The 22,912-nt window shown below is 72.2% G+C and carries 21 protein-coding genes and 3 pseudogenes; 13 read left to right on the top strand and 11 right to left on the bottom strand.

The window, feature by feature from the left end; genetic code table 11:
- Positions 1 to 69 precede the first annotated feature (69 nt).
- The 6 genes from AB0M56_RS23515 to AB0M56_RS23490 all read left to right on the top strand — a co-directional run bounded on the left by AB0M56_RS23515 (position 70) and on the right by AB0M56_RS23490 (position 7,868).
- A complete protein-coding gene (locus tag AB0M56_RS23515) occupies positions 70 to 2,328 on the top strand; it encodes a bifunctional SulP family inorganic anion transporter/carbonic anhydrase (RefSeq protein WP_364179536.1) in 2,259 nt (752 codons plus the stop codon).
- A 615-nt stretch (positions 2,329 to 2,943) separates the two neighbouring features.
- Positions 2,944 to 5,118, top strand: a complete 2,175-nt coding sequence (locus AB0M56_RS23510; RefSeq protein WP_364179534.1) for a bifunctional SulP family inorganic anion transporter/carbonic anhydrase — start codon at positions 2,944 to 2,946, stop codon at positions 5,116 to 5,118.
- A gap of 57 nt (positions 5,119 to 5,175) precedes the next feature.
- A complete protein-coding gene (bioD, locus tag AB0M56_RS23505; protein ID WP_364179621.1) occupies positions 5,176 to 5,895 on the top strand; it encodes a dethiobiotin synthase in 720 nt (239 codons plus the stop codon).
- Positions 5,896 to 5,981: 86 nt separating this feature from the next.
- Entirely contained in the window at positions 5,982 to 7,013 is a 1,032-nt protein-coding gene (gene bioB / locus AB0M56_RS23500) for a biotin synthase BioB (RefSeq protein ID WP_364179532.1), read from the top strand.
- Positions 7,000 to 7,206 carry a hypothetical protein gene (locus tag AB0M56_RS23495; RefSeq protein WP_285969315.1) on the top strand — a complete coding sequence of 69 codons (207 nt, stop codon included), beginning with the start codon at positions 7,000 to 7,002 and terminating at the stop codon, positions 7,204 to 7,206. The genes bioB and AB0M56_RS23495 overlap by 14 nt, the downstream gene beginning before the upstream one ends.
- A 56-nt stretch (positions 7,207 to 7,262) precedes the next feature.
- On the top strand, positions 7,263 to 7,868 hold the full coding sequence (locus AB0M56_RS23490) for a DUF2567 domain-containing protein (RefSeq protein WP_364179530.1): 606 nt from the start codon (positions 7,263 to 7,265) through the stop codon (positions 7,866 to 7,868).
- Between the two features lie 4 nt (positions 7,869 to 7,872).
- Here AB0M56_RS23490 and AB0M56_RS23485 read toward each other — a convergent pair whose 3' ends face one another.
- Entirely contained in the window at positions 7,873 to 8,595 is a 723-nt protein-coding gene (locus tag AB0M56_RS23485; RefSeq protein WP_364179528.1) for an LON peptidase substrate-binding domain-containing protein, read from the bottom strand.
- A gap of 39 nt (positions 8,596 to 8,634) precedes the next feature.
- Positions 8,635 to 9,270, bottom strand: a complete 636-nt coding sequence (locus AB0M56_RS23480) for an NUDIX domain-containing protein (RefSeq protein ID WP_220237968.1) — start codon at positions 9,268 to 9,270, stop codon at positions 8,635 to 8,637.
- Between the two features lie 109 nt (positions 9,271 to 9,379).
- On the opposite strand from AB0M56_RS23480, the pseudogene nadA reads away from it, so the two are divergent.
- The 5 genes and pseudogenes from nadA to AB0M56_RS23455 form a co-directional block, all read left to right on the top strand.
- Positions 9,380 to 10,396, top strand: a pseudogene (nadA, locus tag AB0M56_RS23475) (quinolinate synthase NadA); the annotation flags it as partial.
- Positions 10,393 to 12,033: an L-aspartate oxidase gene (locus AB0M56_RS23470; protein WP_364179526.1), complete on the top strand. Its 1,641-nt coding sequence runs from the start codon at positions 10,393 to 10,395 to the stop codon at positions 12,031 to 12,033. The pseudogene nadA and the gene AB0M56_RS23470, both read left to right, overlap by 4 nt.
- Complete coding sequence (nadC, locus tag AB0M56_RS23465; RefSeq protein WP_364179524.1) at positions 12,030 to 12,929, top strand: carboxylating nicotinate-nucleotide diphosphorylase; 900 nt, start codon at positions 12,030 to 12,032, stop codon at positions 12,927 to 12,929. The genes AB0M56_RS23470 and nadC overlap by 4 nt, the downstream gene beginning before the upstream one ends.
- 108 nt (positions 12,930 to 13,037) lie before the next feature.
- Positions 13,038 to 14,172: pseudogene (locus AB0M56_RS23460) on the top strand (S8 family serine peptidase).
- A gap of 26 nt (positions 14,173 to 14,198) precedes the next feature.
- Positions 14,199 to 14,537 carry a hypothetical protein gene (locus tag AB0M56_RS23455; protein ID WP_364179522.1) on the top strand — a complete coding sequence of 113 codons (339 nt, stop codon included), beginning with the start codon at positions 14,199 to 14,201 and terminating at the stop codon, positions 14,535 to 14,537.
- Between the two features lie 143 nt (positions 14,538 to 14,680).
- Here AB0M56_RS23455 and AB0M56_RS23450 read toward each other — a convergent pair whose 3' ends face one another.
- The 7 genes and pseudogenes from AB0M56_RS23450 to AB0M56_RS23420 all read right to left on the bottom strand — a co-directional run bounded on the left by AB0M56_RS23450 (position 14,681) and on the right by AB0M56_RS23420 (position 18,830).
- A complete protein-coding gene (locus tag AB0M56_RS23450) occupies positions 14,681 to 15,043 on the bottom strand; it encodes a hypothetical protein (RefSeq protein WP_364179520.1) in 363 nt (120 codons plus the stop codon).
- Positions 15,040 to 15,540, bottom strand: coding sequence for an alpha/beta hydrolase (locus tag AB0M56_RS23445; protein ID WP_364179518.1), 501 nt, complete (start codon positions 15,538 to 15,540; stop codon positions 15,040 to 15,042). The genes AB0M56_RS23450 and AB0M56_RS23445 overlap by 4 nt, the downstream gene beginning before the upstream one ends.
- 815 nt (positions 15,541 to 16,355) lie before the next feature.
- On the bottom strand, positions 16,356 to 16,514 hold the full coding sequence (locus tag AB0M56_RS23440; protein ID WP_364179516.1) for a hypothetical protein: 159 nt from the start codon (positions 16,512 to 16,514) through the stop codon (positions 16,356 to 16,358).
- Entirely contained in the window at positions 16,505 to 17,656 is a 1,152-nt protein-coding gene (locus tag AB0M56_RS23435) for a WXG100 family type VII secretion target (RefSeq protein WP_364179514.1), read from the bottom strand. The genes AB0M56_RS23440 and AB0M56_RS23435 overlap by 10 nt, the downstream gene beginning before the upstream one ends.
- Positions 17,653 to 18,067: pseudogene (locus AB0M56_RS23430) on the bottom strand (hypothetical protein). The gene AB0M56_RS23435 and the pseudogene AB0M56_RS23430 overlap by 4 nt, the downstream one beginning before the upstream one ends.
- A gap of 97 nt (positions 18,068 to 18,164) precedes the next feature.
- On the bottom strand, positions 18,165 to 18,464 hold the full coding sequence (locus AB0M56_RS23425; RefSeq protein WP_285969303.1) for a hypothetical protein: 300 nt from the start codon (positions 18,462 to 18,464) through the stop codon (positions 18,165 to 18,167).
- Between the two features lie 21 nt (positions 18,465 to 18,485).
- Positions 18,486 to 18,830, bottom strand: coding sequence for a WXG100 family type VII secretion target (locus AB0M56_RS23420; RefSeq protein WP_364179513.1), 345 nt, complete (start codon positions 18,828 to 18,830; stop codon positions 18,486 to 18,488).
- A gap of 226 nt (positions 18,831 to 19,056) precedes the next feature.
- On the opposite strand from AB0M56_RS23420, the gene AB0M56_RS23415 reads away from it, so the two are divergent.
- Both AB0M56_RS23415 and AB0M56_RS23410 read left to right on the top strand, forming a co-directional pair.
- Entirely contained in the window at positions 19,057 to 20,016 is a 960-nt protein-coding gene (locus tag AB0M56_RS23415; protein WP_364179511.1) for a hypothetical protein, read from the top strand.
- 55 nt (positions 20,017 to 20,071) lie between these two features.
- Complete coding sequence (locus AB0M56_RS23410) at positions 20,072 to 21,544, top strand: long-chain fatty acid--CoA ligase (protein WP_364179509.1); 1,473 nt, start codon at positions 20,072 to 20,074, stop codon at positions 21,542 to 21,544.
- Positions 21,545 to 21,547: 3 nt separating this feature from the next.
- Here AB0M56_RS23410 and AB0M56_RS23405 read toward each other — a convergent pair whose 3' ends face one another.
- Positions 21,548 to 22,030 carry a hypothetical protein gene (locus AB0M56_RS23405; RefSeq protein WP_364179507.1) on the bottom strand — a complete coding sequence of 161 codons (483 nt, stop codon included), beginning with the start codon at positions 22,028 to 22,030 and terminating at the stop codon, positions 21,548 to 21,550.
- An 86-nt stretch (positions 22,031 to 22,116) separates the two neighbouring features.
- Positions 22,117 to 22,824 (bottom strand): trypsin-like serine protease, encoded by a 708-nt coding sequence (locus AB0M56_RS23400; RefSeq protein WP_364179506.1) that lies wholly within the window; start codon positions 22,822 to 22,824, stop codon positions 22,117 to 22,119.
- Positions 22,825 to 22,912 lie beyond the last annotated feature (88 nt).

Raw genomic sequence — 22,912 nt, 5'->3', positions numbered from 1 at the left:
GGTTCACAAGCGAACCCGAAGATCGTTCGCGTAGCGGACTTTTCGATCTTTTTCCGCTTTCCTGTCGCCATGATCGAGATCGTTCGTGGCGAGCACGACACGGGACCCCCGTCGCGCCGCGCCCAAGCCAACCGGACCCTCCAGAACATCCTGCGCCACGACGTGCCGGCCTCGTTGGTCGTCTTCCTCGTGGCCGTTCCGCTCTCCCTCGGCGTCGCCCTCGCTGTCGGCGCGCCGCTGCTCGCGGGCCTCGTCTCCGCCGTCGTCGGCGGCCTGATCGCGAGCCTGCTCGGCGGGTCGGCCCTGCAGGTCAGCGGGCCGTCCGCAGCCCTGACCGTGGTGCTCGCCGACAGCATCGCCACCTACGGCTGGGCCGTCACCTGCGCCGTGACCGTCGGCGCCGGCCTGCTGCAGATCCTCTTCGGGCTCCTGCGCTTCGCCCGCGCCGCGCTGGCCATCTCACCCGCCATCGTCCACGGCCTGCTGGCCGGCATCGGCGTGACGATCGTGCTCGGCCAGCTCCACGTGGTGCTCGGCGGCCGGGCCCAGGGCTCCGCGCTCGCGAACCTCGCGGCGCTGCCCGGGCAGATCGTCGGCCACCACGACCAGGCCGTGCTGATCGGCGTGCTCACCGTGGCAATTCTGCTGGTGTGGCCGAAGCTGCCCGCGCCGGTGCGGAAGGTGCCGGGGCCGCTGGCCGCCGTCACGGTCGCGACGGGGCTGTCCGTCGCGGCCGGGATGTCGTTGCCGCGCGTGGACCTGCCCGCCGCGCTGCCGTCTTTCGGGTTCGTACCACAGCTGCCTTCTGGCGGCTGGAGCGGCGTGGCCTTCGCGGCCGTCACGGTCGCGCTCATCGCGAGCCTGGAGAGCCTGCTTTCCGCGGTGTCCATCGACAAGCTGCGCGGCGGCCGTCACACGGACCTCAACCGTGAGCTCATCGGCCAGGGTGCCGGCAACGTCGCGTCCGGCGTGCTCGGCGGGCTGCCCGTGACCGGAGTGATCGTGCGGACCATGACCAACTACGAGGCCGGCGCGAAGACCCGCGCGTCGGCGCTGCTGCACTCGTGCTGGATCCTCGGGTTCTGCCTGCTGCTCACCGGCGTGCTGCGCTACATCCCGCTCGCCGCGCTGGCCGGGCTGCTCGTGTACGTGGGCGCGAAGCTCGTGAACCTCCCGGCGCTCAAGGAAGTGCTGCGCCACGGCGACCTCGCGGTGTACGCGGTGACGCTCGTCGGCGCGGTGTTCGTGAACCTGCTGACCGGCGTCGCGGCCGGGGTGCTGCTGGCGCTCACGTTCATGCTGCGGCGGATGGTCCACTCCGGCGTGCACGTGGAGACGGGCGAGCGCGGCACTCGCGTGGTGATCGAGGGCGCGCTCACGTTCCTTTCCGTGCCCCGCCTGACGAAGGTGCTCGCCGGTGTACCCGAGCGCGCCGACGTGACGCTGGAGCTGCTCGTGGACTACCTCGACCACGCGGCGTTCGACTGCCTGCGCGGTTGGCAGCAGGCGCACGTGAAAGCCGGCGGCACGGTGACCGTCGACGAGATCGGGCACCCCTGGTACGGCCGCGGCAGCTCTGGCGAGCCGACCGTGCGACGCAGCCTCGCGGCGCGCGTGTTGCCGCGGTGGCTCGCGCCGTGGTCGCAGTGGCAGGCCGAGCACGTTTCGCTGCCCGGACCGCGCGACGGCGCCTCGCCGTTGTCGCGCGGCGCTTCGGAGTTCCAACGCCGCACCGCGCCACTGCTGCGCGACACCCTCAGCGGCCTCGCGCACGGCCAGCAGCCTCACACCCTCTTCATCACGTGCGGCGACGCGCGGATCGTGCCGAACCTGATCACCACGTCGGGCCCTGGCGATCTGTTCGCCGTGCGCAACATCGGCAACCTCGTCCCCGCCGCCGGCGACGGCACCGACTCCTCGGTGGGCGCGGCCGTCGAGTACGCCGTGGGCGTGCTGAAGGTGCCCGAGATCGTCGTGTGCGGCCACTCCTCGTGCGGCGCGATGAAGGCGCTCCTCGGACAGGCCCCCGAGGGCCTCACGCGCCTCGGCGACTGGCTGCGCCACGGCGAACCCACCCTCCGCCGCCGCGCTTCAGAGGCGGCCTTGCTGCTCGACGGCCGGCGCCCGACCGCCGAGTGCGACCAGTTGGCGCTGCACAACGTCGTCCAGCAACTCGACCACCTCCGCACCCACCCGGTCGTGGCCGACGCCCTGGCCGCCGGCGACCTGACGCTGACGGGCATGTACTTCGACGTCGGCGCCGCCCAGGTCTCGTTGCTGGACGCCGCTCACCGCGGCTTCGTCCCGGCCGGCTCGACGGTGCACTGACCGCCGTCGCCAGCCGGTCTGGTCCTGCCCGGCCGGGCGCCGTCCTGCCCGGCCGGGCGCCGATCGAGCCAAAGCCGGTGGGCTGGGAGCCGTTTGCCTGGAAAACGCGGCACCGGCCGGCTGGAGCGTGATTGGCCGGGCGCCGACCCGGCCGGCTGGCCGGTGCCTAACCGGCAGCGCCCGCCCGGGCTGGTGCTGCCCTACGGCCGATCGACTCCAGCGCCGGTGGGCTGCGAACCGGTCGCCGGGATAACACGGCACTGGCCGGCGGAGCCTGACTTGGCCGGGCGCTGACCCGGCCGGGCACCGAGTGGCTCAGTTCTGCCTCGCCGGGTGCCGATCTTTCCAGTGCCTCAGCGTGCGCGGCCGGTCCGGCCCAGCCTGCTCCGGTCAGCGGACATCGGCTCGGCGCCGGGCCGGGAGTAGCCCCGCTGGGCGTGGGCGAGGCCAGCCAGTTCACTGACCAGCCGCAGTGACCGACTGGGCCGGTGCGGACCCGCACCGGCCCAGCGGTCGAGCTCCCGTGCAACCCGAAAGTGGGGTGTCCGATAAAAATTCATGCCATCAGGTGGTACATAGCGGACATTTCACCCACAATCGGGTTACCTGGTGATCATGAGCCGACTTGCCGTGCTTCGCCACGACGTGCCCGCCTCGCTCGTGGTCTTCCTCGTCGCCGTGCCGCTGTCGCTGGGCATCGCGCTCGCGTCCGGGGCGCCGATCGTCGCCGGGCTGATCGCCGCTGTGGTCGGGGGTGTGGTCGCCGGGGCGCTGGGCGGCTCGCCGCTGCAGGTCAGCGGGCCCGCGGCCGGCCTGACGGTGATCATGGCCGAAACGATCGCCACCTTCGGGTGGGCCGTCACCTGCCTGATCACCGTGCTCGCCGGTGCGCTGCAGGTGCTGCTGGGCCTGAGCCGCATCGCGCGGGCGGCGCTGGCGATCTCGCCGGCCATCGTGCACGGGATGCTCGCCGGCATCGGCGTGACGATCGTGCTGGGTCAGCTCCACGTCGTGCTCGGCGGGAAGGCGCAGAGCTCCGCGCTGGAGAACATCGACGAGCTGCCCGCGCAGGTCGTGGCCCACCACGACGCGGCGGCCGTGATCGGGCTGCTCACCATCGTGATCCTCGTGGTCTGGCCACGCCTGCCCGCCGCCGTGCGCAAGGTGCCCGGGCCACTCGCGGCGATCGCGGCGGCCACGGTGATCTCGCTCGTCGCGGGCATGACGTTGCCGCGCGTGGAGCTGCCCGGCGACCTGCTGCAGATCCGCTTCGCCCCGCAGCTGCCCGGCGACGGCTGGACCGACGTCGTGCTGGCGGCGGTGACCATCGCGTTGATCGCGAGCGTCGAGAGCCTGCTTTCGGCCGTCGCCGTGGACAAGCTGCACACCGGCCCGCGCGCGAACCTCGACCGCGAGCTCGTGGGCCAGGGTGCCGCAAACCTGGTGTCCGGCGCGCTTGGCGGCCTGCCCGTGACCGGCGTGATCGTCCGCAGCTCCACCAACGTTGCCGCGGGCGCCAAGACGCGCGCGTCCGCCATCCTGCACGGCGTGTGGGTGCTGGTCTTCGTCGTCGCGCTCGCCGGGCTGATCGGGAACATCCCGCTGGCCGCGCTCGCCGGCCTGCTCGTGCACGTCGGCGTGAAGCTCGTGAACCCCGGCCACCTCAGGCAGGTCCTGCGCCACGGCGACCTCGCACTCTACCTCGTGACGCTCGCCGGGGTGGTGGTGTTCGACCTGCTCACGGGCGTGCTCGCCGGGATCGTGCTGGCCGTGGCCCTCATGTTGCGCCGCACCGTGTGGTCCGGCGTCCACGCCGAGCGGGACGGGGACGAGTGGCGCGTGGTCGTGGAGGGCGTGCTCACGTTCCTGTCCGTGCCGCGCCTGTCGAAGGTGCTCGGCGCCGTCCCGCCCGGCACGGTCGTGACCCTCGAACTGGTCGCCGACTACCTCGACCACGCCGCCTTCGAAAGCCTGTCGAGCTGGCAGCAGGCCCACGAACGGGCCGGCGGCACCGTGGTCGTCGACGAGGTCGGCCACCCGTGGTTCGGCAAGGGCAAGGAAGGCACCCCGACGCTGCGGCGCACGGCTGCGGCCGGCGCCGTGCCGCGCTGGCTCGCGCCGTGGTCCGACTGGCAGGCCGTCGACGTCCGCCTGCCCGGCCAGCGGACCCACCGCGGCGCCACGGAGTTCCAGCGCCGAGCCGCGCCACTGCTGAAGGAGACGCTCTCGGGCCTCGCCGACGGCCAGCGCCCGCACACGCTGTTCATCACCTGCGGCGACTCGCGCATCGTGCCCAACCTGATCACCACGTCGGGGCCGGGCGACCTGTTCACCGTCCGCAACATCGGCAACCTCGTGCCGCCCGCGCAGGCCGACCCGTCGATGAACGCCGCCGTCGAGTACGCGGTGGGGGTGCTGCACGTGCGCGAGATCGCGGTGTGCGGGCACTCCTCGTGCGGCGCGATGGGCGCGCTCGCCGACGGGCCGCCGGCCGGCACAGCATTGGAGGGCTGGCTGCGCCACGCCGAGCCCAGCCTGCGCCGCGTCGGCCCGGTCACGCTCGGCGGCGAGCTTCCCGCCCGTGAACCCGACCGGCTGGCCCTGCACAACGTGCTGCAGCAGCTCGACCACCTCCGCGCGTACCCGCTGGTCGCCCAGGCCGAAGCCCGCGGCGAGCTGCTCCTCACCGGCCTGTACTTCGACGTCGGCGCGGCCCAGGTCTACCTGTCCGACCCGGCGGCGGGCGCGTTCGTGGCGGCGGGGACGCCGGTCACCCCACATCGTGGGTGATCCCACCCGGACGTGGTGCGCACCGGGTGCGGGTGACTAAGTTGATGGCCCGTGACCATGCTGGTGATGACGGGGACCGGGACCGAGGTCGGCAAGACGATCACCACGGCGGCGATCGCGGCGCTGGCGCTCGGGCAAGGGCAGCGCGTCGCGGTGCTCAAGCCGGCCCAGACCGGGGTCGCGCCGGGCGAGGCGGGTGACCTCGACGAGGTCGTGCGGCTGGCCGGCAAGGGCGTGACCACGCGTGAGCTGCGCCGCTACCCCGACCCGCTCTCCCCGGAGGCGGCGGCGCGGCGCAGCGGCCTGCCGACGCTCGGCCCGGGCGAGATCGCCGCCGCCGCCACCGCGCTCGACGCCGAGCACGACCTCACGCTCGTGGAGGGTGCCGGCGGCCTGCTGGTGCGCTTCGACGAGCACGGCAGCGGGCTGGCCGACGTCGCGTGGGCGCTGGGCGCGCCGATCGTGATCGTGGCCCAGCCGGGCCTCGGCACGCTCAACGCGACGGCGCTGACCGCTGAGGTCGCCACGCGGCGCGGCCTCAACGTCGCGGGTGTGGTGGTCGGCGCGTGGCCGGCCGAGCCGGATCTCGCGTCGGTGGAGAACCTGCACGACCTGCCCAACGCGGCAGGGGCACCCCTGCTCGGGGTGCTGCCCGGGGGGCTGGCGGCGACGGATCAGGATACGTTCGTGGAACGGGCGCGCGCCGGGCTCTCGCCGTGGTTCGGCGGGGAGTTCGACCCGGAGGCTTTCACGCAGGGCGCTTCCGTGAATAAGTGACGGGCGTCGCAGCCCATGCGGCGGGCTCTCGGGCACCATGGCCCGGAGAGCGCGCTCGTGCAGAAGTTCGACAGACAGGAGACGTCGTGACCGCAGTTGCGGGAAAGCCGGCACAGGACATCGCGGACGTGCTGACGGTCGCGCGCGAGCAGGTGCTCGAGCGCGGGGTCGGATTGTCCGAGGAACAGGTGCTGGCCGTGCTCCGGCTGCCCGACGAACGGCTCGGCGAGGCGCTGCAGCTCGCGCACGAGGTGCGCCTGCGCTGGTGCGGCCCGGAGGTCGAGGTCGAGGGCATCGTCAGCCTCAAGACCGGCGGCTGCCCCGAGGACTGCCACTTCTGCTCGCAGTCGGGCCGGTTCCCGTCGCCGGTGCGCTCGGCGTGGCTCGACATCCCCGGCCTGGTCAAGGCCGCGCGCCAGACCGCCGAGACGGGCGCGACCGAGTTCTGCATCGTCGCCGCCGTGCGCGGTCCGGACAAGCGGCTGCTGTCGCAGGTCCGGGAAGGCGTGCAGGCGATCCGCGCGGACGGCAACGACATCCAGATCGCGTGCTCGCTCGGCATGCTCACCCAGGAGCAGGTCGACGAGCTCGTCGAGATGGGCGTGCACCGCTACAACCACAACCTCGAGACGGCGCGCTCGCACTTCCCCCACGTCGTGACCACGCACTCGTGGGAAGAGCGCTGGGACACCCTGCGGATGGTCGCCGAGGCCGGCATGGAGGTCTGCTGCGGCGGCATCATCGGCATGGGGGAGACCGTCGAGCAGCGCGCGGAGTTCGCCGTGCAGCTCGCCGAGCTCAGCCCGCACGAGGTGCCGATGAACTTCCTCATCCCGCAGCCGGGCACGCCGTACGAGAACTTCGAGATCGTCGAGGGCAAGGACGCGCTGCGCACGGTCGCGGCGTTCCGGCTCGCCATGCCGCGCACGATGCTGCGCTTCGCCGGGGGCCGTGAGCTGACCCTGGGCGACCTGGGCGCGGAGCAGGGCATGCTGGGCGGGATCAACGCGATCATCGTCGGCAACTACCTGACGAACCTCGGCCGGCCCGCGAGCGCGGACCTGAAGATGCTCGACGAGCTGAAAATGCCGGTCAAGGCCCTCAGTGACAGCCTCTGACCCACCCGCCTACTGCGTCCACTGTGGACAGGCGTCGCCCGGCGGCGCCGATCACGACGCCTGCCACAACCCGCGCACGGCGCTCGAACCGCCGCGGTTCTGCGTGTTCTGCGCCCGCCGGATGGTGGTGCAGGTGACGCCCGTCGGCTGGACGGCGCGGTGCAGCAGGCACGGCGAGACCGCCAGTGGTTGACCGCGGGTGCTGACCGGTTACGCTCGGTCCGCACAAACGCAGGGAGGGAGTCCGGGGTGGTCGATTCCGCGGGCAAGGCAGCACACCGGTCGTCCGCCGTGGCCGACGCCTGGTCGGTGCCGAACCTCTTCCCACCGCACCGTGCGCGGCCGAAGGTCGTGGTGAAGGCCGATCTGCTGCCGGCCGTGAGCGTGCTGTCGACGGCGGGCCTGCTCGGCATCCCGCTCGGCTGGCTGTGGTCGCTGATGGCGCCGCCGCAGCGCGAGCGCGTGGTCACCGCAGACGGGCAGCGCGTGCCGCTGGAGCTGGAGAGCTGGCACCGCTTCGATGACCTCGCCATCTACGGCTTCCTGGCGCTGGCCATGGGGCTGCTGATCGGCGTGATCGTGTGGCTGATGCGCGAACGCCGGGGCCCGGTCGTGTTCCTGGCCGCCGCCGGGGGTGCCGCGCTGGCCGGCTGGCTCGGCACGCAGATCGGCGTGGCGTTCGTGAACTCGAAGTACGCCATCGACACCGCGCCCGCGCTGGGCGCAGTGATCTCGGCGGCGCCGCAGCTGGAATCGGGATGGATCTGGCTGGCGGCCCCGCTGGTGACCTCGCTCGTCTACGCGCTGCTCGCGGCGTGGAACGGTCGCGAGGACCTGGGCCGTCGCCTCGGCTGAGGCCCTAGTTGAGATTCGCCGGCTTCGAGAAGTCGGCGAACTCGGTCGGCGGCAGCGGCACGGCGCTGAGCGTGTCCAGGAACCACGCCTCGCGCGTGAGCAACCGGCAGACGATGCGCAGGCGCCGCAACGGGTGCGTCTCTTCCAGCAGCAGCTGGCGGTCTTCCAGTGGCAGCAGGCAGTCGGCGGCGAGCTGGTAGGCGAGCTCGTTGACGTCGGCGTCGTCGTCCGGCGTGCTCCAGTCGTCGTCGTGCCAGGCGGCCTCGCAGTAGCGACGGTGAGCCGCGCGCGCGACTTCGCCGAGGCGTTGCCCCGGTTCGACCGCGCTGGCGGGCACGGCGTCGTCGGGCAGCCAGTCGACCACGCCCATCAGGTAGGGCGCCGACGTGCAGTCGAGCTCGCGCAGGCGGAAGCGGCGGGCGGCCTTGGTGACTACGTCGTAGCGCCCGTCGGGCAGCCGCTTCGCTTCGCGCAGCACTGTGCTGCAGCCCACGTCGTACACATGGTCCAGACCACGTACCTCACGCACGAGCGGGGCGCGCAGCGCGACCACGCCGAACTCGCGCCCTGGCACGGCGCCGCCCACGAGGTCGGCGGTCAGCTGGCGGTAGCGCGGCTCGAAGATGTGCAACGGCAAGTGCGTACCGGGCAGCAGCACGGTCTGCAGCGGGAACAACGGCAGTGTCGCCGTCCCACTGGGGTTCTGCTCCTGCTCCCGCTCGGTCACGCGTCCACCGTACGGGTACCGGGGCGCGCTCGCAGGCCGTCACCTTTTCGGCGGCGGCTTGAGGACTGCGAACGGGTCTGTGATCTGCATCCCTTTGCCCGCGAAGGAGAACAGGGCCGCCGGGCGCCCGCCGGCCCGGCCGGGTGACGCGGTGTCCCCGGTGGGCACGAGGAGTCCTCGGCGTGAGAGCACGCGTTGCAGGTTCGTCGCCGACACCCGGTAGCCCAGCGCGGCGGAGTAGAGCCCGCGCAGGGCCGAGATCGTGAACTGCTCTGGCGCCAGGGCGAAGCCGAGGTTGGTGTAGCTGAGCTTCGAGCGCAGCCGGTCGCGGGCGCGCAGCACGATCGCCTCGTGGTCGAACGCGGTGCGCGGCAGCGCGGTCACGTCGTGCCACTGCGTGTCCTCGGGGATCTCCGGGTCGACGTCCGACGGCACGAGCCCGAGGAACGCCGTGGCGACCACTCGCGGCCCCGGCACGCGGTCGGGCGCGCTGAAGACCGAGAGTTGCTCCACGTGCTTGAGCTGGCGTACGTCGACCTTCTCGGCGAGCTGGCGGCGGATGGACGTTTCGACGTCCTCGTCGGGGCGCAGCCGGCCGCCCGGGAGCGACCAGCGGCCCAGGTGCGGGTCGAGCGCGCGCCGCCACAGGAGCACGCGCAGTGTGTCCGAGCGCACTTGCAGGACCGCTCCCAGAACCTCGTGGGCCAAGGGGGTCTGGGTGTTAAGATGACTTCGCACGGTTTTCGATTATAAGGCGAAAACCCGTCGACGGTCCAGGAGGGCCACACACATGACCACCACGGTTGAGCAGAACCTGACTCCGTACGGCGGGGTCGAGGCGAACGCGGACTGGGCGGAGGAGGTGCGCGAGCTCGCTCGTCAGCGCGACGCGGTGCTGCTGGCGCACAACTACCAGGTCCCCGAGATCCAGGACATCGCCGACTTCACCGGCGACTCGCTGGCGCTGAGCCGCATCGCGGCGAGCAGCGACGCGTCCACGATCGTCTTCTGCGGCGTGCACTTCATGGCCGAGACCGCGAAGATCCTGGCGCCGCAGAAGACGGTGCTGATCCCCGACGCACGGGCCGGCTGCTCGCTCGCCGACTCCATCTCCGGCGCCGAGCTGCGGGACTGGAAGGCCGAGCACCCGGGCGCGGTCGTGGTGTCGTACGTGAACACCACTGCCGAGGTGAAGGCGGAGACCGACATCTGCTGCACGTCGTCGAACGCGGTCGACGTGGTGGCTTCGATCCCCGCTGACCAGGAAGTTCTCTTCCTGCCCGACCAGTTCCTCGGCGCGCACGTGAAGCGCGTGACGGGCCGGCAGAACATGCACATCTGGGCCGGCGAGTGCCACGTCCACGCCGGCATCAACGGGGCCGAGCTGGCCGCGCGGGCCGAAGAGAACCCCGACGCCGACCTGTTCATCCACCCGGAGTGCGGCTGCGCGACATCGGCGCTCTACCTCGCGGGCGAGGGCGCGGTGGCGCCGGAGCGCGTGAAGATCCTGTCCACCGGCGACATGGTGCACGCGGCTCGGGACACGAAGGCTCGCTCGGTGCTGGTGGCGACCGAGATCGGCATGATCCACCAGCTGCGCAAGGCCGCGCCGGAGATCGACTTCCGCGCGGTGAACGACCGGGCGTCCTGCCGGTACATGAAGATGATCACGCCCGCCGCGCTGCTGCGGAGCCTGCGTGAAGGCGCGGACGAGGTCCACGTGGACCTCGAGACCGCCGCCCGGGCGCGGGCTTCGGTGCAGCGGATGATCGAGATCGGGCAGCCCGGCGGCGGCGAATGACCACCCCGGTTAACGCTTCACAGGCGAAAACCCCGGTGTGGGAAGCCCGTGCGGACCTCGTCGTCGTGGGCAGCGGGGTGGCCGGGCTGACGGCCGCGCTGCGGGCGCAGGAGCTCGGGCTGCACGTGCTCGTGGTGACCAAAGCGGCGGTGTCCGACGGCAACACGCGCTGGGCCCAGGGCGGTGTCGCGGTGGTGCTCGAAGGCGAGCACGACCGCGACGACTCGGTCGCGAAGCACGCCGAAGACACTTTCACCGCGGGCGCCGGCCTGTGCGACGAGGACGCGGCGCGGTCGATCCTCGACGGCGGTCCCGCGGCGGTGGAGTGGCTGCGGGCCAGCGGCGCGCAGTTCGACGCCGGCGCCGAAGGCCTGGCGCGCGCTCGCGAGGGTGGCCACAGCGCGTTCCGCGTGATCCACGCGGGCGGCGACGCCACCGGAGCCGAAGTGGAGCGCACGTTGGTGGCGCAAGCCGGCGACCAGCGCGTGCCGGTGCTGCAGCACCACATCGCGGTCGACGCGTTGCTCACGCCCGTCGGTGAGGTGGCGGGTGTGACCGTGCTGGACCGCGATGGCGTGCCCGGCGTGGTGCGGGCCTCGGCCGTGCTGCTGGCGAGCGGCGGGTTCGGCCAGCTCTACCAGGCGACGTCCAACCCGGAGATCGCGACCGGCGACGGGCTCGCCCTTGCCCTGCGGGCCGGCGCGACGGTGGCCGACGTCGAGTTCGTGCAGTTCCACCCCACGGTGCTCTACACGCCGGGGGCGCGTGGGCGGTGCCCGCTCGTCACCGAGGCCGTTCGCGGTGAGGGAGCCACGCTCGTCGACGGGGCCGGCCGGTCGGTGATGGCCGGCGTGCACCCGCTGGGCGACCTGGCGCCGCGCGACGTCGTGTCGGCCGCGATCACGCGGCGGATGGGGCTGGCGCCGGGCGGGGTCGACGACCACGTTTTCCTCGACGCCACCGGCATTTCCGGCTTCGCGAAGCGGTTCCCGACTGTGCACGCGGCGTGCGCGGTGCTGGGGCTCGACCCGGCGGTGGACGCGATTCCGGTGACGCCCGCCGCGCACTTCGCGTGCGGCGGCGTGGTGACCACTGCGGACGGGCGGTCGAGTGTCACCGGGCTGTACGCGGCGGGCGAGGTGGCCCGCACCGGGCTGCACGGGGCCAACCGGCTGGCGTCCAACAGCCTGCTCGAAGGCCTCGTGGTGGGGCACCGCGCGGCGCAGGCCGTGGCCGCCGACCTCGCGGCCGGGCTGTTGCCGGACCCGTCGCGCGGGCGCTTGCCTTCGCGGACGTCGGCGCCGGCGGCCGAGCGCGACGCTTTGCAGCGCGTGATGAGCCGCTACGCCGCGATCGGCCGCGATGCCGACGGCCTGGCGGCAGCCGGTTCCGTGCTGGATCTGTCCACGCAGGACAGTCCGTTGTGGACGCATGCCGCCGTGGAGGACGCGGCGCTCACCGTGGCGGCGCAGGCGTTGCTCGCCGCGGCGGCGCGGCGCACCGAATCGCGCGGCTGCCACGTGCGGTCCGATTTTCCCGAGCGGGCCGAGGGCTGGCGGCGCAGTCAGCTCATCCGGCTCAGCCCCTCCGGCCAGCCCGTGCTGGCCGACCCGATCGCCCTGGAAGGTGCGGCATGACCGAGTTGTTCCCGTTTTCCGACGCCGTCTCACGCGCCCTCGTGGACGCGGGGCTCGAGGTCGCCGACGTCCGCCGCGTGGTGACCACGGCGCTCGAAGAGGACCTGCGGTACGGCCCGGACGCCACCACGGCGTCGACAGTTCCGGCCGACGCGCGTGCGGTCGCGGAGCTGACCCCGCGTTCGCCGGGTGTCGTGGCCGGGCTGCCCGTGGCGCTGGCGGTGTTCGACGCGGTGCTGGGTTCGGACTACGAGGTGGTGTCCAGCCGGCCCGACGGGTCGTGGGTGGCGGCGGGCGAGCCCGCGCTCGCGGTGCGGGGCACCGTGCGCGGCCTCCTGACGGCCGAGCGGACGGCGCTGAACCTCGTCTGCCGCCTCTCGGGCATCGCGACGGCGACCGCCCGGTGGGTGTCCGAAGTAGAGGGTTCGGGCACGGCGATCCGCGACACCCGCAAGACGACGCCGGGCCTGCGGCTGCTGGAGAAGTACGGCGTGCGTTGCGGTGGCGGCGTGAACCACCGCCTGGGTCTGGGCGACGCCGTGCTGATCAAGGACAACCACGTCGTCGCCGCGGGTTCGGTCACGGCCGCGCTGGCGGCGGCGCGCGAGCACGCGCCGGAGCTGGCGTGCGAGGTGGAGGTCGACAACCTGGCGCAGCTGGAGGAGGCGCTCGCTGCGGGAGCCGACGAGGTGCTGCTGGACAACTTCACGCCGCAGGACTGCGCGAAGGCCGCGGAGCGGCGCAACGCCGTTTCGCCGAAAACGCGGCTGGAATCCTCTGGTGGCCTCACCCTCGACCGTGCTAAGGCCTATGCCGAGTCCGGTGTGGACTACTTCGCGGTCGGCTCGCTCACACACTCCTCGCCCGCGTTGGACCTCGGGATGGACCTGCGCTGAACCTGTTGCCGCGGCGCCCGCTCGACTAGAATCCCGTTGTCGGACAGCGAGATTCTCCGGGAGGGTGCCGCGGTGAGGTGGCCAGCCGTCTTCACCGTGGCCGGTCTCGTGGCCGTGTCTTCCCTGTCTTCCGCGGGTTTCGCCGGGTCCGCGAGCGCGGTGGGGGCGTGCGCGAACCCGTCCGGCACCTACACCGGCGCCGTGTCGTGGGGCCAGCGGCTCGTCGACCCGCAGCGCCTGTGGCCGCTCACTCGCGGAGACGGCCAGGTCGTGGCCGTGATCGGCACCGGCGTCGACGCGCAGAACGGCCAGTTCGCGCCCGGCCAGGTCCTCACCGGCCCCGGCACGGCCCCGTCCGACTGCGACGGCCGTGGCACCATCGCCGCGGGGATCGTCGCCGCGCAGCCTTCGGGGGAAACGACTTTCGTCGGCGTCGCACCGGGCGCGAAGCTTCTGCCGCTGCAGTACGTCGACGCTTCGTCCCACGACGGCGGCGACCCGGGCGCTCTGGCGGGTGCCATGAACACGGCCCTCGACCGGGGCGCGGGGGTTTTGCTGATCGCGGTGCCGGCGCCTTTCGACAGCCCGGCTTTGGCTGCGGCGGTCGCGCGCGCCCATTCCCGTGGCGCCGTCGTGGTCTCCGCCGCGGCCGCCACCCAGCAGGGCGCGCACACCTATCCCACCGCTTCGTCGGACGTACTCGCCGTCGGCTCCACCAACCAGGCGGGCGCTCCGGTCCAGACCGAAGCCGGCGACTACCTCGGTGTCGCTGCGCCTGGAGCCGACCTGGTCAGCACCTCGGCCGGCGCGGGCGGCGCCGTCGCGCACCGCTGGCCGGTGACGGACCCGGGCCTGGCCGCCGCGTACGTCGCCGGCGTGGCCGCCCTGGTGCGCGCCGCCCACCCGGACTTCACGGGCGACCAGGTCGTGACGCGCTTGACGCTGACGGCCTCGCGTCCGCCGTCAGGTGGACGACCCCCGCCTGGGCTGGGGCGTGGTGGACGCCTATGCCGCCGTCTCGTCGACGCTGCCCGCTTCAGCCGCGGGGCCGGATGGCTCGATCGCTCCGGTCGCTTTGCCTGCTGTTGTCCCGGCGCCGGCCCCCGCTGACGCCGGTGTGGACATCCCCGCCGCCGCCATCGCCCTCGGCGGGGTCGTCCTGGCCGCCGCCGCGGGCCTCGCCGTCGCCACCGTGCGCCGCGGCCGCCGCCGCTCGTGGCGCGCCTCCCGGTTCGGCTCGTGATTCCCGTGCCTCAAGGCCGCGTCCTGGTGATCGGCTTGGACCCCACGCGGTTCGACGGCTGGGACCCCGCCCCGGTCCAGGCCGTCATCGCGCGCGGCCAGGCCACTTTCGCCACCCACGGCCTGGAGTCCGACCTCTGCCTCGTCGCCCCCGACGACAATCCATTGTCCGCCATCGAATCCGCTCTGACCCGCGCCGACTACGCCTGCGTCGTCATCGGCGGCGGCATCCGCGGCTACGAGCCCCTGCTGGAACTCTTCGAGCAAATCGTCAACCTCGTCCACCGCCTCGCGCCCGCCGCGGCCATCGCCTTCAACCGCACACCCGAAGACACCGCCGAAGCGGCCCTGCGCTGGCTGCGCTGACACCTCGGCACGGCCCCGCGGTGGTGCGTGTTTGCCGCCGCGCCACCGGGTTCCGCTGCGTCGATGCCCTCGATGCCCTCGACGTTGAGGCAGAAGCCGACCTGCGCTGCTTGCGACAGTTCGGCGGCGTGCCGGGCGGTGAGTCAGGCCGGCACCACACACCGCGTCGAGCCGATGATCGCCACCCCGCCACCTGCGCGGGCGACGTGGACCGTGAAGTCCGCACCGTCGCGGTTGAAGCGGGCGATGAGTTCGCGCGGGGTGCTGCGGTCGTGCGCGGACCAGCCGGCGGCTTCCAACGCGGGCAGCACCGATTCCGCCAGCCGGTGTTCCGCGTCGCCGCAGTGGTCGAGGCGGACGCCGTACTGCCAGCACACCAGGGTGCCCGGGTGGGCGGGGTCGCAGTCGAGCTCGCCGGCGACCGTGGGGGCCACGTCGGGGCCGAAGGTGGCGGCGACGTCGTCGATGACGGCCGTGAGCTCGTGGGCCAGCAGCGAGAGGGTCATCGCTGCACCCCCGGTACCGTCGTGAGCGCGCCGCCGGTGAGGACGCCGTAGATGTTGGTCCACGGGTCGGAGCCGGGCTTGAGCACGTCGCTGTGGGAGGACAGGCCCCAGAGTTCGTTGCCGGCCGCGTCGTTGCCCGTCGTGAGGTCGGTGACGCCCGGGAACGTGTCGGGGTCGGCACCGTGGCCGATGCCGGTCCACTCGGCGCCCCAGGCATTGCCCTGGGCGAACACGATGGGGTCGAGCGGCGCCGTCATCGAGAAGCGCTGCACGCCCGCCTGGCTCGCGGGCAGGTCGGCCGGGCTCCAGACGCAGTGGCCCATGCCCGCCGACTCGACGTGCAGCACCCGGTCGACGGCCAGGCCTTGGGAATCGGCCAATCCCACGGTCGCGCCGCCGTAGCTGTGGCCGATGGCGGTAATGGTCGCCGCGCCGCCGGTCTGAGTGTCGACCTGGCCGCGCAGCTCGTCGCCGAACGTCTTGAGGCCCGGAGCCATCGCCTGCGCGTAGCTCGCGTCCGGCCCTCGACCAGGGGGTTCTGCGGGAAGTCGCCGTCGGCCCACACGACCATCGCGGTGCGGCCCGTCGGGTCGGCGGCCACCAGGCTGCGGCTGAGGTCGGCGTAGCCCTGGAAGGTGTCCAGCCGCGTGTTCACGCCCGGCACGAACAGCCCGACGTTGCGCGTCCCCGGCTGGATCGAGCCCACGAGCTCGGCGATCCGGCCGTCAGCCGCGGGGTCGAACCGCAGGATCTGGCGGTTGTTCGCCAGAATGTCTTGGTACAGCGCGATCCTCCGCTGGGAGCGCGCGATGTCGTCAGCGCTGCCGGCCGAAGACCGAAGCTGCTGCAGGTGCGTCTGCTCCGAAGTCAGCGCGTCCGACACCTTGGTGCGGTTCGAAGCGATCGCATTCGCCCACGTCCCGCTCGCCGCCGCCCCGACGGGACCGCTCACCGCCGGCAGGGGATCCTCCGGCAGCAGCGACCGGTACGAAGCCGCCACCTGCTCGTCCGCGCGCCGGTATCCCGCGGCGGACGCGGTGAGCCCGTTCTGCAGCGCCTTCGCGCGCTGCACCTGTCCGTCGATCTTCTCGCCGAACTCGGACAGCGTCTTCTTCAGCGTGGCGGCGCAGTCCGCCGAAGCGGACACCTGGCCGAACGCCGTGGCGGGCACGGAAACCCCGCCACGGCCTTCTGCGCCGTCTCGAGCGCTCCTGCGCGCCCGCCCAGGCCCGCCGCGGCCGCGTCGAGCTTGGCGGGAGCGACCCGGTAACCCCCGGAGTCCACTGCAGCAGTCACCGAGCCGTCCTCCCGATCAGTAGGTTTCCGGCTCTTCGCCGATCACCGACGGAGCCACGGGCGCCTGCTGGCCCCACACGTTCTCCGTCTCCACGAGCCACGCCGGGATCCGCCGTCCGGAACCCAGGTCACCACCGGCTCCCATACCCATCGGCATCATGGGCATCATCGGCATCGCGCTCTTCGCCGCCGCGCCCGCCGCACCGGCCGCGCCGCCCGCGAGTCCACTGAGGACATTCGACGTGCCGCCGTCGCCCGCGAGGCCGGAGTGCGCCGCCGGGGCGTCGCTGCCACCGGAAAGCCCGCCGCCGCCGGGGATTCCGCCGCCGTCGAGCGCAGGCGCCTCACCGCCGCCGATCGGGAAGCCGCCGCCGGCACCGCCTTCGGTGCCGCACCGCCACCCTGCTTCGTGCCCGCCGGCTCGTCCTTCTTGTCGTCGGAGTCCTTTCCGGACGCCCACGACGGCACCTTCGGCATGATCGAGCCGAACCGCCCGAACGCCGCCGCCGAAGCCGCCGCGAGACCGGCGGTGAACATGTCGCCGAACAGCGGACTGCCCGAAGTCGCCGGATCCGAGCCCGGAACCCCCGGCGCGCCCGCCACCGAGCCGTCGGCCGGCAGCGGGTGCGAGTCGTCCGGGGTGCCGACGACGACACCCGGGTCGGCCAGGCCGTTGCCGGTCGCACCGCCACCGGACACGCCGCCGCCGGCCGGGGGAGCGGCCGGCGTGTCGACCGCGTTGGGCGAGACGGGGATCGAGTCCTCGGCGGTGGTGTAGTTCGTGGCCAGGTTGGTCATGACCACGATCGCCTTGGCGTGCGCGGAACCCGCGGCGTTCGCGGCCTGCTGCTGCGCCTCGACGTTGGCGATCGCCTGCTGCCGCTGCTGGGCCGCGGCGGCGAGGGTGGCCGGCGACGAATCCGGCGGCAGCAACGGCGGGTTGACGGCCAGCGCGACCTCGCCGGGCGAGACGTCGGGCACCGAAACCGGCGGCGGCATCTCGGCCTTGGCCTTCACGAGCGCGTCGGCCGCGTCCTCGAGCATGTGCTGCATGCCCTGCGCGGTCTGCGCGACCTTGCGGATGCCGCCGACGAGGTCGGTGATCATGTGCGAGTACTGGTCAGCCGCGCCGCCGGTCCACTCGCCCGAGAAGTCCGACAGCTCCTTCGACAGGTTCTCGGCCTGCTCGTGCAGCCCGATCGCGGTGGAGTTCCACTGGTCGGCCGCGGTCTGCGCGCTGCTGGGGTCACCGGCCTGCAGCATCGCGTACAGCTGCTGGTGCGTGTACGCGGCGAAGTTGGTGTGCGCCCCGCTCATGCGTCCGTCCCCCCGGAGTTGTTCGAGCCGGTGTTGGTCGAAGTACCGGACCCGAGGCCCAGCAGCGAAAGCAGCGGATCGAGCAGCCCGGCCTCGCTGCCGGACTGGTGCAGGTCGCCGGCCACCGACTGGTCGGCGTGGGCGTAACCGTCGGCGACGGTGGTGGTCACGTCCTGCGCGAACGTGATCGCGCTGCGGACCTGTTCGAGCAGCCCCCCGCATCTCGGCGACGGCGGCGCGGTGGGCGTCGACGAGCGAGCCGGCTTCCCCGAACTCCCCGAACAGCAGCGGGTGCTCGCCGAGCGTGCTGAGGAAGTCGTTGGGCTTGGACATCGCGTGGATCTGGGTTTCCAGTTCCCGCACGAAGTCCTTCAGCGATTCGAGGTGAACGTAGTACGACTGGTCGTGCATCGGTCCCGACCCTCTCGTGCATTACGGACGCTGGAAAGCCGGTCGGCCGGTGCGAGCGGGGGGTTTCCCGCACCGGCCGACCGACGTCGGGAGCGGATCAGGCGAACAGACCCTGGTTGCGGTTCTCCAGCTGCGACTGCAGGTCGTGGGCGTCGCCCACCTTGCCGCCGAACTGCGCGATGATCGCGACGATGTCGGCGGTGGCCTGCCGCAGCCGCGTTTCGGCCTGGCGGGCGGCCTCACCGGCGGAGCTGCCGGAGGCGTACCACGTCGCCGTGATCGGCTGGAGGTTCTGGTGCAGCTGCTCGAGCTGCGAGGTCAGTGCCTTGGCCTTGGCGGCCAGCGACGCCGAGCTGTACTGCAGCGCGGCGAAGTTGATTTCGACGACGTCAGCCATTTTGCCGGTCCTCTCCGTGACTCAAAGGTTGAGGCGAGGGATCACCGAAGCGCCCTCGAGGTTGTGGCCGACGCTCTGGAAGCTCTGGTGCACGTCCGAGTCGCCGGTGTTGTAGTTCGTGTGGCTCGTGTGCACGAGCTGCGACATGGTGTCGAGCTCCTTCACCGCGGCCTGCATCTTCTCCTGGAGCCGGCGCTGCAGGTCCCAGAACGCCACGGCCTGGTCGCCCTTGTAGTTGCACAGAGTCTCGGTGAGCTCCGACTCCAAGCTGGCCATGGTCGTCTTCGCGTTCGACGCGGTTTCCTCGAAGCCCTGGACGGCGCGCGTCATCGCAGCGGAATCTGCCTGGAATCCCGGACTGGACATGACGGGCCACCTCCTTCCCTCTCGCGGAAGATCCCGGTGCGCGAGAGGCTTGCCCCTGCCCGCGCGTTGTGAATGTCACGCTAGAAAACCCGGAGGTGCGGTCAAACGGCACAACTGCCGGTCGCGTTGACGGCACTATTACCTACACGGGGTGGGGCGCTCCCCACCTCAGGGAAGGGGGCGGTCTCCAGTGCCCTCCGCCGGCGCCCGCGCAACCCTGGTGACCATGAATTTCGGGGGAATGGTCAAGGTGCGGCCGCACCGGCCGCTCGTGGTGCTCGCGGGGGCGATGGCGCTGCTGTTTGTGGTGTCGGCACTGGGACTGCTGTTCGATGATCGCACGCTCGTCAACGCGCCACTGTGGGCGAAACCGTTCAAGTTCGCGGTGTCGGTGGGGATGTACGCGCTGACGCTCGCGTGGCTGCTCACGCTGCTGCGGCGCGGCCGGCGGGCCGGGTGGTGGATCGGCACGGTGTTCGCCGTCGGCATCGGCACGGACATGGCCTTGCTGGTGTGGCAGGTCGTGGTCCGCGACCGGACGCTGCACTTCAACCACGCGACACCGTCCGACGTAACGATCAACAACTTCGTCGCCACCGGTGCCTTCACAGCGTGGGGCGCGACGGCCGCGGTGGTCGTGCTGCTGCTGTTCCAGAAGCTGCCGGACCGCGCTCTGGCGTCGGCGCTGCGGTGGGGGACGACGCTGGCGGCCGTGGGGATGGGCTTGGCGTTGCTGATGTTCTCGCCGACACCGGCGCAGCAGGCGATGAAGGCGGCGGGGGAGCGGCCGCCGACGATCGGCGGGCACACGGTCGGTCTGGCGGACGGCGGGCCGGGGCTGCCCGTGCTCGGCTGGAGCACCGTCGGCGGGGACCTGCGGATCCCGCACTTCGTCGGCATCCACGCGATCCAGGCGCTGCCGCTGATCGCGCTGGGCCTGGCGGCGCTCGCGCGGCGGTACCCGGTGCTGTCGTCCGACCTCGTGCGCCGGCGGCTGGTGTGGACCGCGGTCGTCGGCTACGCGGGCGTGCTCGCTTTGGTGACGTGGCAGGCGTTGCGCGGCCAGTCGATCGTAGGGCCGGACTTCTGGACGCTGTCCGCGGCGGCGGGGCTGATCGTGGTGGTGGCGGCGGGAGTGGCGCTTTCGCTGCGCTCACCGAGAGTGCACGCTCTGACGGAATTCTGAGATCTTTCGGGTAGGGATGGTCCTGCGTTTTCCGGATCGGACAAAGGACGGTGCGATGGTCTTTCCGCAGGCGGTGCTGGACGCGCTCGGTTCGCAGCCGGACGCGGTGGCGTTCGAGCACGGGCCGCGGAAGGTCACGCGGGGTGAGGCGCGCGACCTGATCGGCCGCTTCGTCGCAGCCCTGCGGGGCGCGGGCGTCTCGCGCGGTGACGGCGTCGGGGTCGCCACCGCCGTGACGCCCGAGGGGTGGGCCGCGCAGATCGCCGCGCAGACGCTGGGGTGCCGCACCGTCGGCATCCGGGCGGGCCTGCCGGTCGCGCACCTGCGGACGGTGGTGGGCGACCTGGCGGCGGTCGTCGTCGACGAGGCCTCCGAGACGCCGGAACTGCGCGCGACGGCGGCGGGGGCGAAGATCCTGCGGGTGGGGCCGCAGTTGTTGTCGGTGTTCGAGGAGCCCGTGCCGAGTGGGCGGCCGTCCGACATCGGCTGGGTGGTGTTCACCAGCGGCAGCACGGGGTTGCCGAAAGGCGTGGCGTACAGCTTCGAAGCGTTGACGGCGCAAGGGATCGAGCAACGTCCTGAGGAGACGCCCGCGGATCTGGCCGCGAGGTACCGGCGTTTCCTGCTGTTCGGCACCTTGACGAGCGCGGTGATGATCACGCACCTGCGCTCGTGCCTCCTGGCCGGCGGGACGGTGGTGATCCCTTCCGAGCTGCCCGACTTCCCGTGGATCCTGCCCCGGCTGGACATCACGGCGGCTCTGACGACGGTGCCGCGGCTGTACAAGATCCTCGACGTGCTGCGGACTTCGTCGGTGGATGTCAGTTCCGTGCGGATGCTGGTGGTGGCCGGCTCGCCCGTCGCGCCGGGCCTGATGGCGGAGGCGTTTTCCCGCGTGGGGTCGGGAATGCAGCAGGCGTACGGCCAGACCGAGGTAGGCAAGCTGACCGTGCTGACACCGGCCGACGTCGCCGCGTTCCCGGACGCCCTGGGCTCCGCGGGCCGCCCTTGCGCGGGCGTCGAGATCTCCGTGCGCGACTCCTCGGGGACTGACGTCGAGGCCGGCGCTTCGGGCGAGATCTTCGTCCGGTCGCCCGGCCAGTTCTCGGGCTACTGGGGCAATCCTTCCCAGACCGCCGACGTCCTGCGCGACGGCTGGGTCCGCACCCAGGACATCGGCCACGTCGACGCTGCCGGCTTCCTCCACCTGACGGGCCGCACCCGCGACGTCGTGATCGTCAACGCGGTCATCCACTACACCGGCCCGATCGAACGCGCCCTCGCCTCGCACGCCGACGTGGACCAGGCCTACGTCGTGGCGGCTCCCGACCCTTCCACCGGCGAGGCGGCGCATGCGTTTGTGGTCCCGGCACCGGGTCGTGTCCCTGACGTGGCCGCTCTGCGCGGCCTGGTCGCGTCTTCTCTGGGCGAAGCCGCCGTACCGTCGACGGTGACCGTGATCGACGCGGTCCCTGTGGCGGCCTCGGGAAAGCCGGACAAGCAGGCGCTGCTGGGAATGCTGGGCTGACGGCTACTTCGCGGGGCCGAAGGCCGCCTGCAGGGCCGCGACGTCGGCGAGGTCGTGGGGCCGCGGTTCGTAGCCCTCGTGGAACTTCAGTTGCTGCGCTGCCGACAGGCACGGCACGGTGGCGCTGCCGATCGTCCCCGTGACGAAGCAGCCGGCCGGGTAGCGGAAGAGGCCGCCGGTGGAGTCGGCCTCTTGGGTGGCCGAGCCGTCGTCGGTGAAGTGCAGCGGGTGCAGGTCGAGAGAAGCGCCGTCGGGGCGGGTGAGGACGAAGCGCACCGGGCGGAAGTCCTCGGACTCGGTGAAGTCGTTCAGCACCGCGAGAACCGTGGGCTCCTGCTCGACCCGGTGCAGCAGGTCGAGATCCGAATGCACGCGGGTTTCGCGGCCCAGCAAGGCATCGACACCCCAGCCACCGGCGACCCAGACGTGACAGCCGGCGGTCTGCAGACGGGACAGGACGTCCACGGCGATCTCGGCGGTGAGCACGGGATCGAGTGTGCCGAACCGGCCCGGCCGGCGCATCGCAATAACGAGCCGCCCGACGCGGCGGGCGGCTCGTTATTGCAACGGAGTCAGACGCCCGCGGTCTGCTTGATCCAGTCGCGGCTCGCGGCGACGCTGGCGTAGTTCTGGGTGCCGTTCTTGTCGCTGCCGGAGTTCTCGCCGGTGGAGCACACACCGACCTGCACGCCGTCGGCGAGCTGGGGGCCGCCGGAGTCGCCGTGCCAGGAGGCGCCCGTGACGCCCTCGCTGGTGATGGCCGTGCCGTTGAACGCGTCGGTGCCCTGGCCCGTGACCTTGACGTCCGCGGTCTTCAGCGTGTCCGACGGCGGGTTGTTGCCCTCGGTGCGGCCCCAGCCGTAGATCTGGTTGGTGGCACCGGTTTCCGGGTCGGCGTTGCCGAGTTTCACGAACGTCGCGTCCACCGCGGACGACAGGTGCAGCAGCGCGATGTCCCCGTCGGGCGAGGCCTTCTGCTGGTCCACGGCCGCCTCGGTGCCCTGGCCGAGCGCGACGTTGCCGACCTTCACATGCATGCCGGGGGCGTTCAGGCAGTGCTGCGCGGTGAGCACCCATTGCGCCGCGATGATCGTGCCGGAGCACTCGAAACCACCGAAGTCCGTGGCGTCGTCCCAGAAAACCTGCGCACCCCACGGCGCCGAGCCCACCGTCTCCCCGCCGATGATCCGTGGCCCGGCCGCGCTCGCCGCCCCCACGGACACGACGCCGAACACCGCGGCCGCCCCGGCCACCACGGCCACTGCCTTCGCGAAACGCATGTAAGCCCCTCTGGGTCGATGAAATGATTTCACCAACGTAGGTGGCATGTGGAAACTTTATTACCTACTTCAGTCGGGTCTCGGACCG

It is taken from the genome of Amycolatopsis sp. NPDC051372 (genome assembly GCF_040682095.1).
Lineage (GTDB): Bacteria > Actinomycetota > Actinomycetes > Mycobacteriales > Pseudonocardiaceae > Amycolatopsis.
Note: the sequence above shows the minus strand (reverse complement) of the source record. Positions and strands in the feature narration are given on the sequence as shown.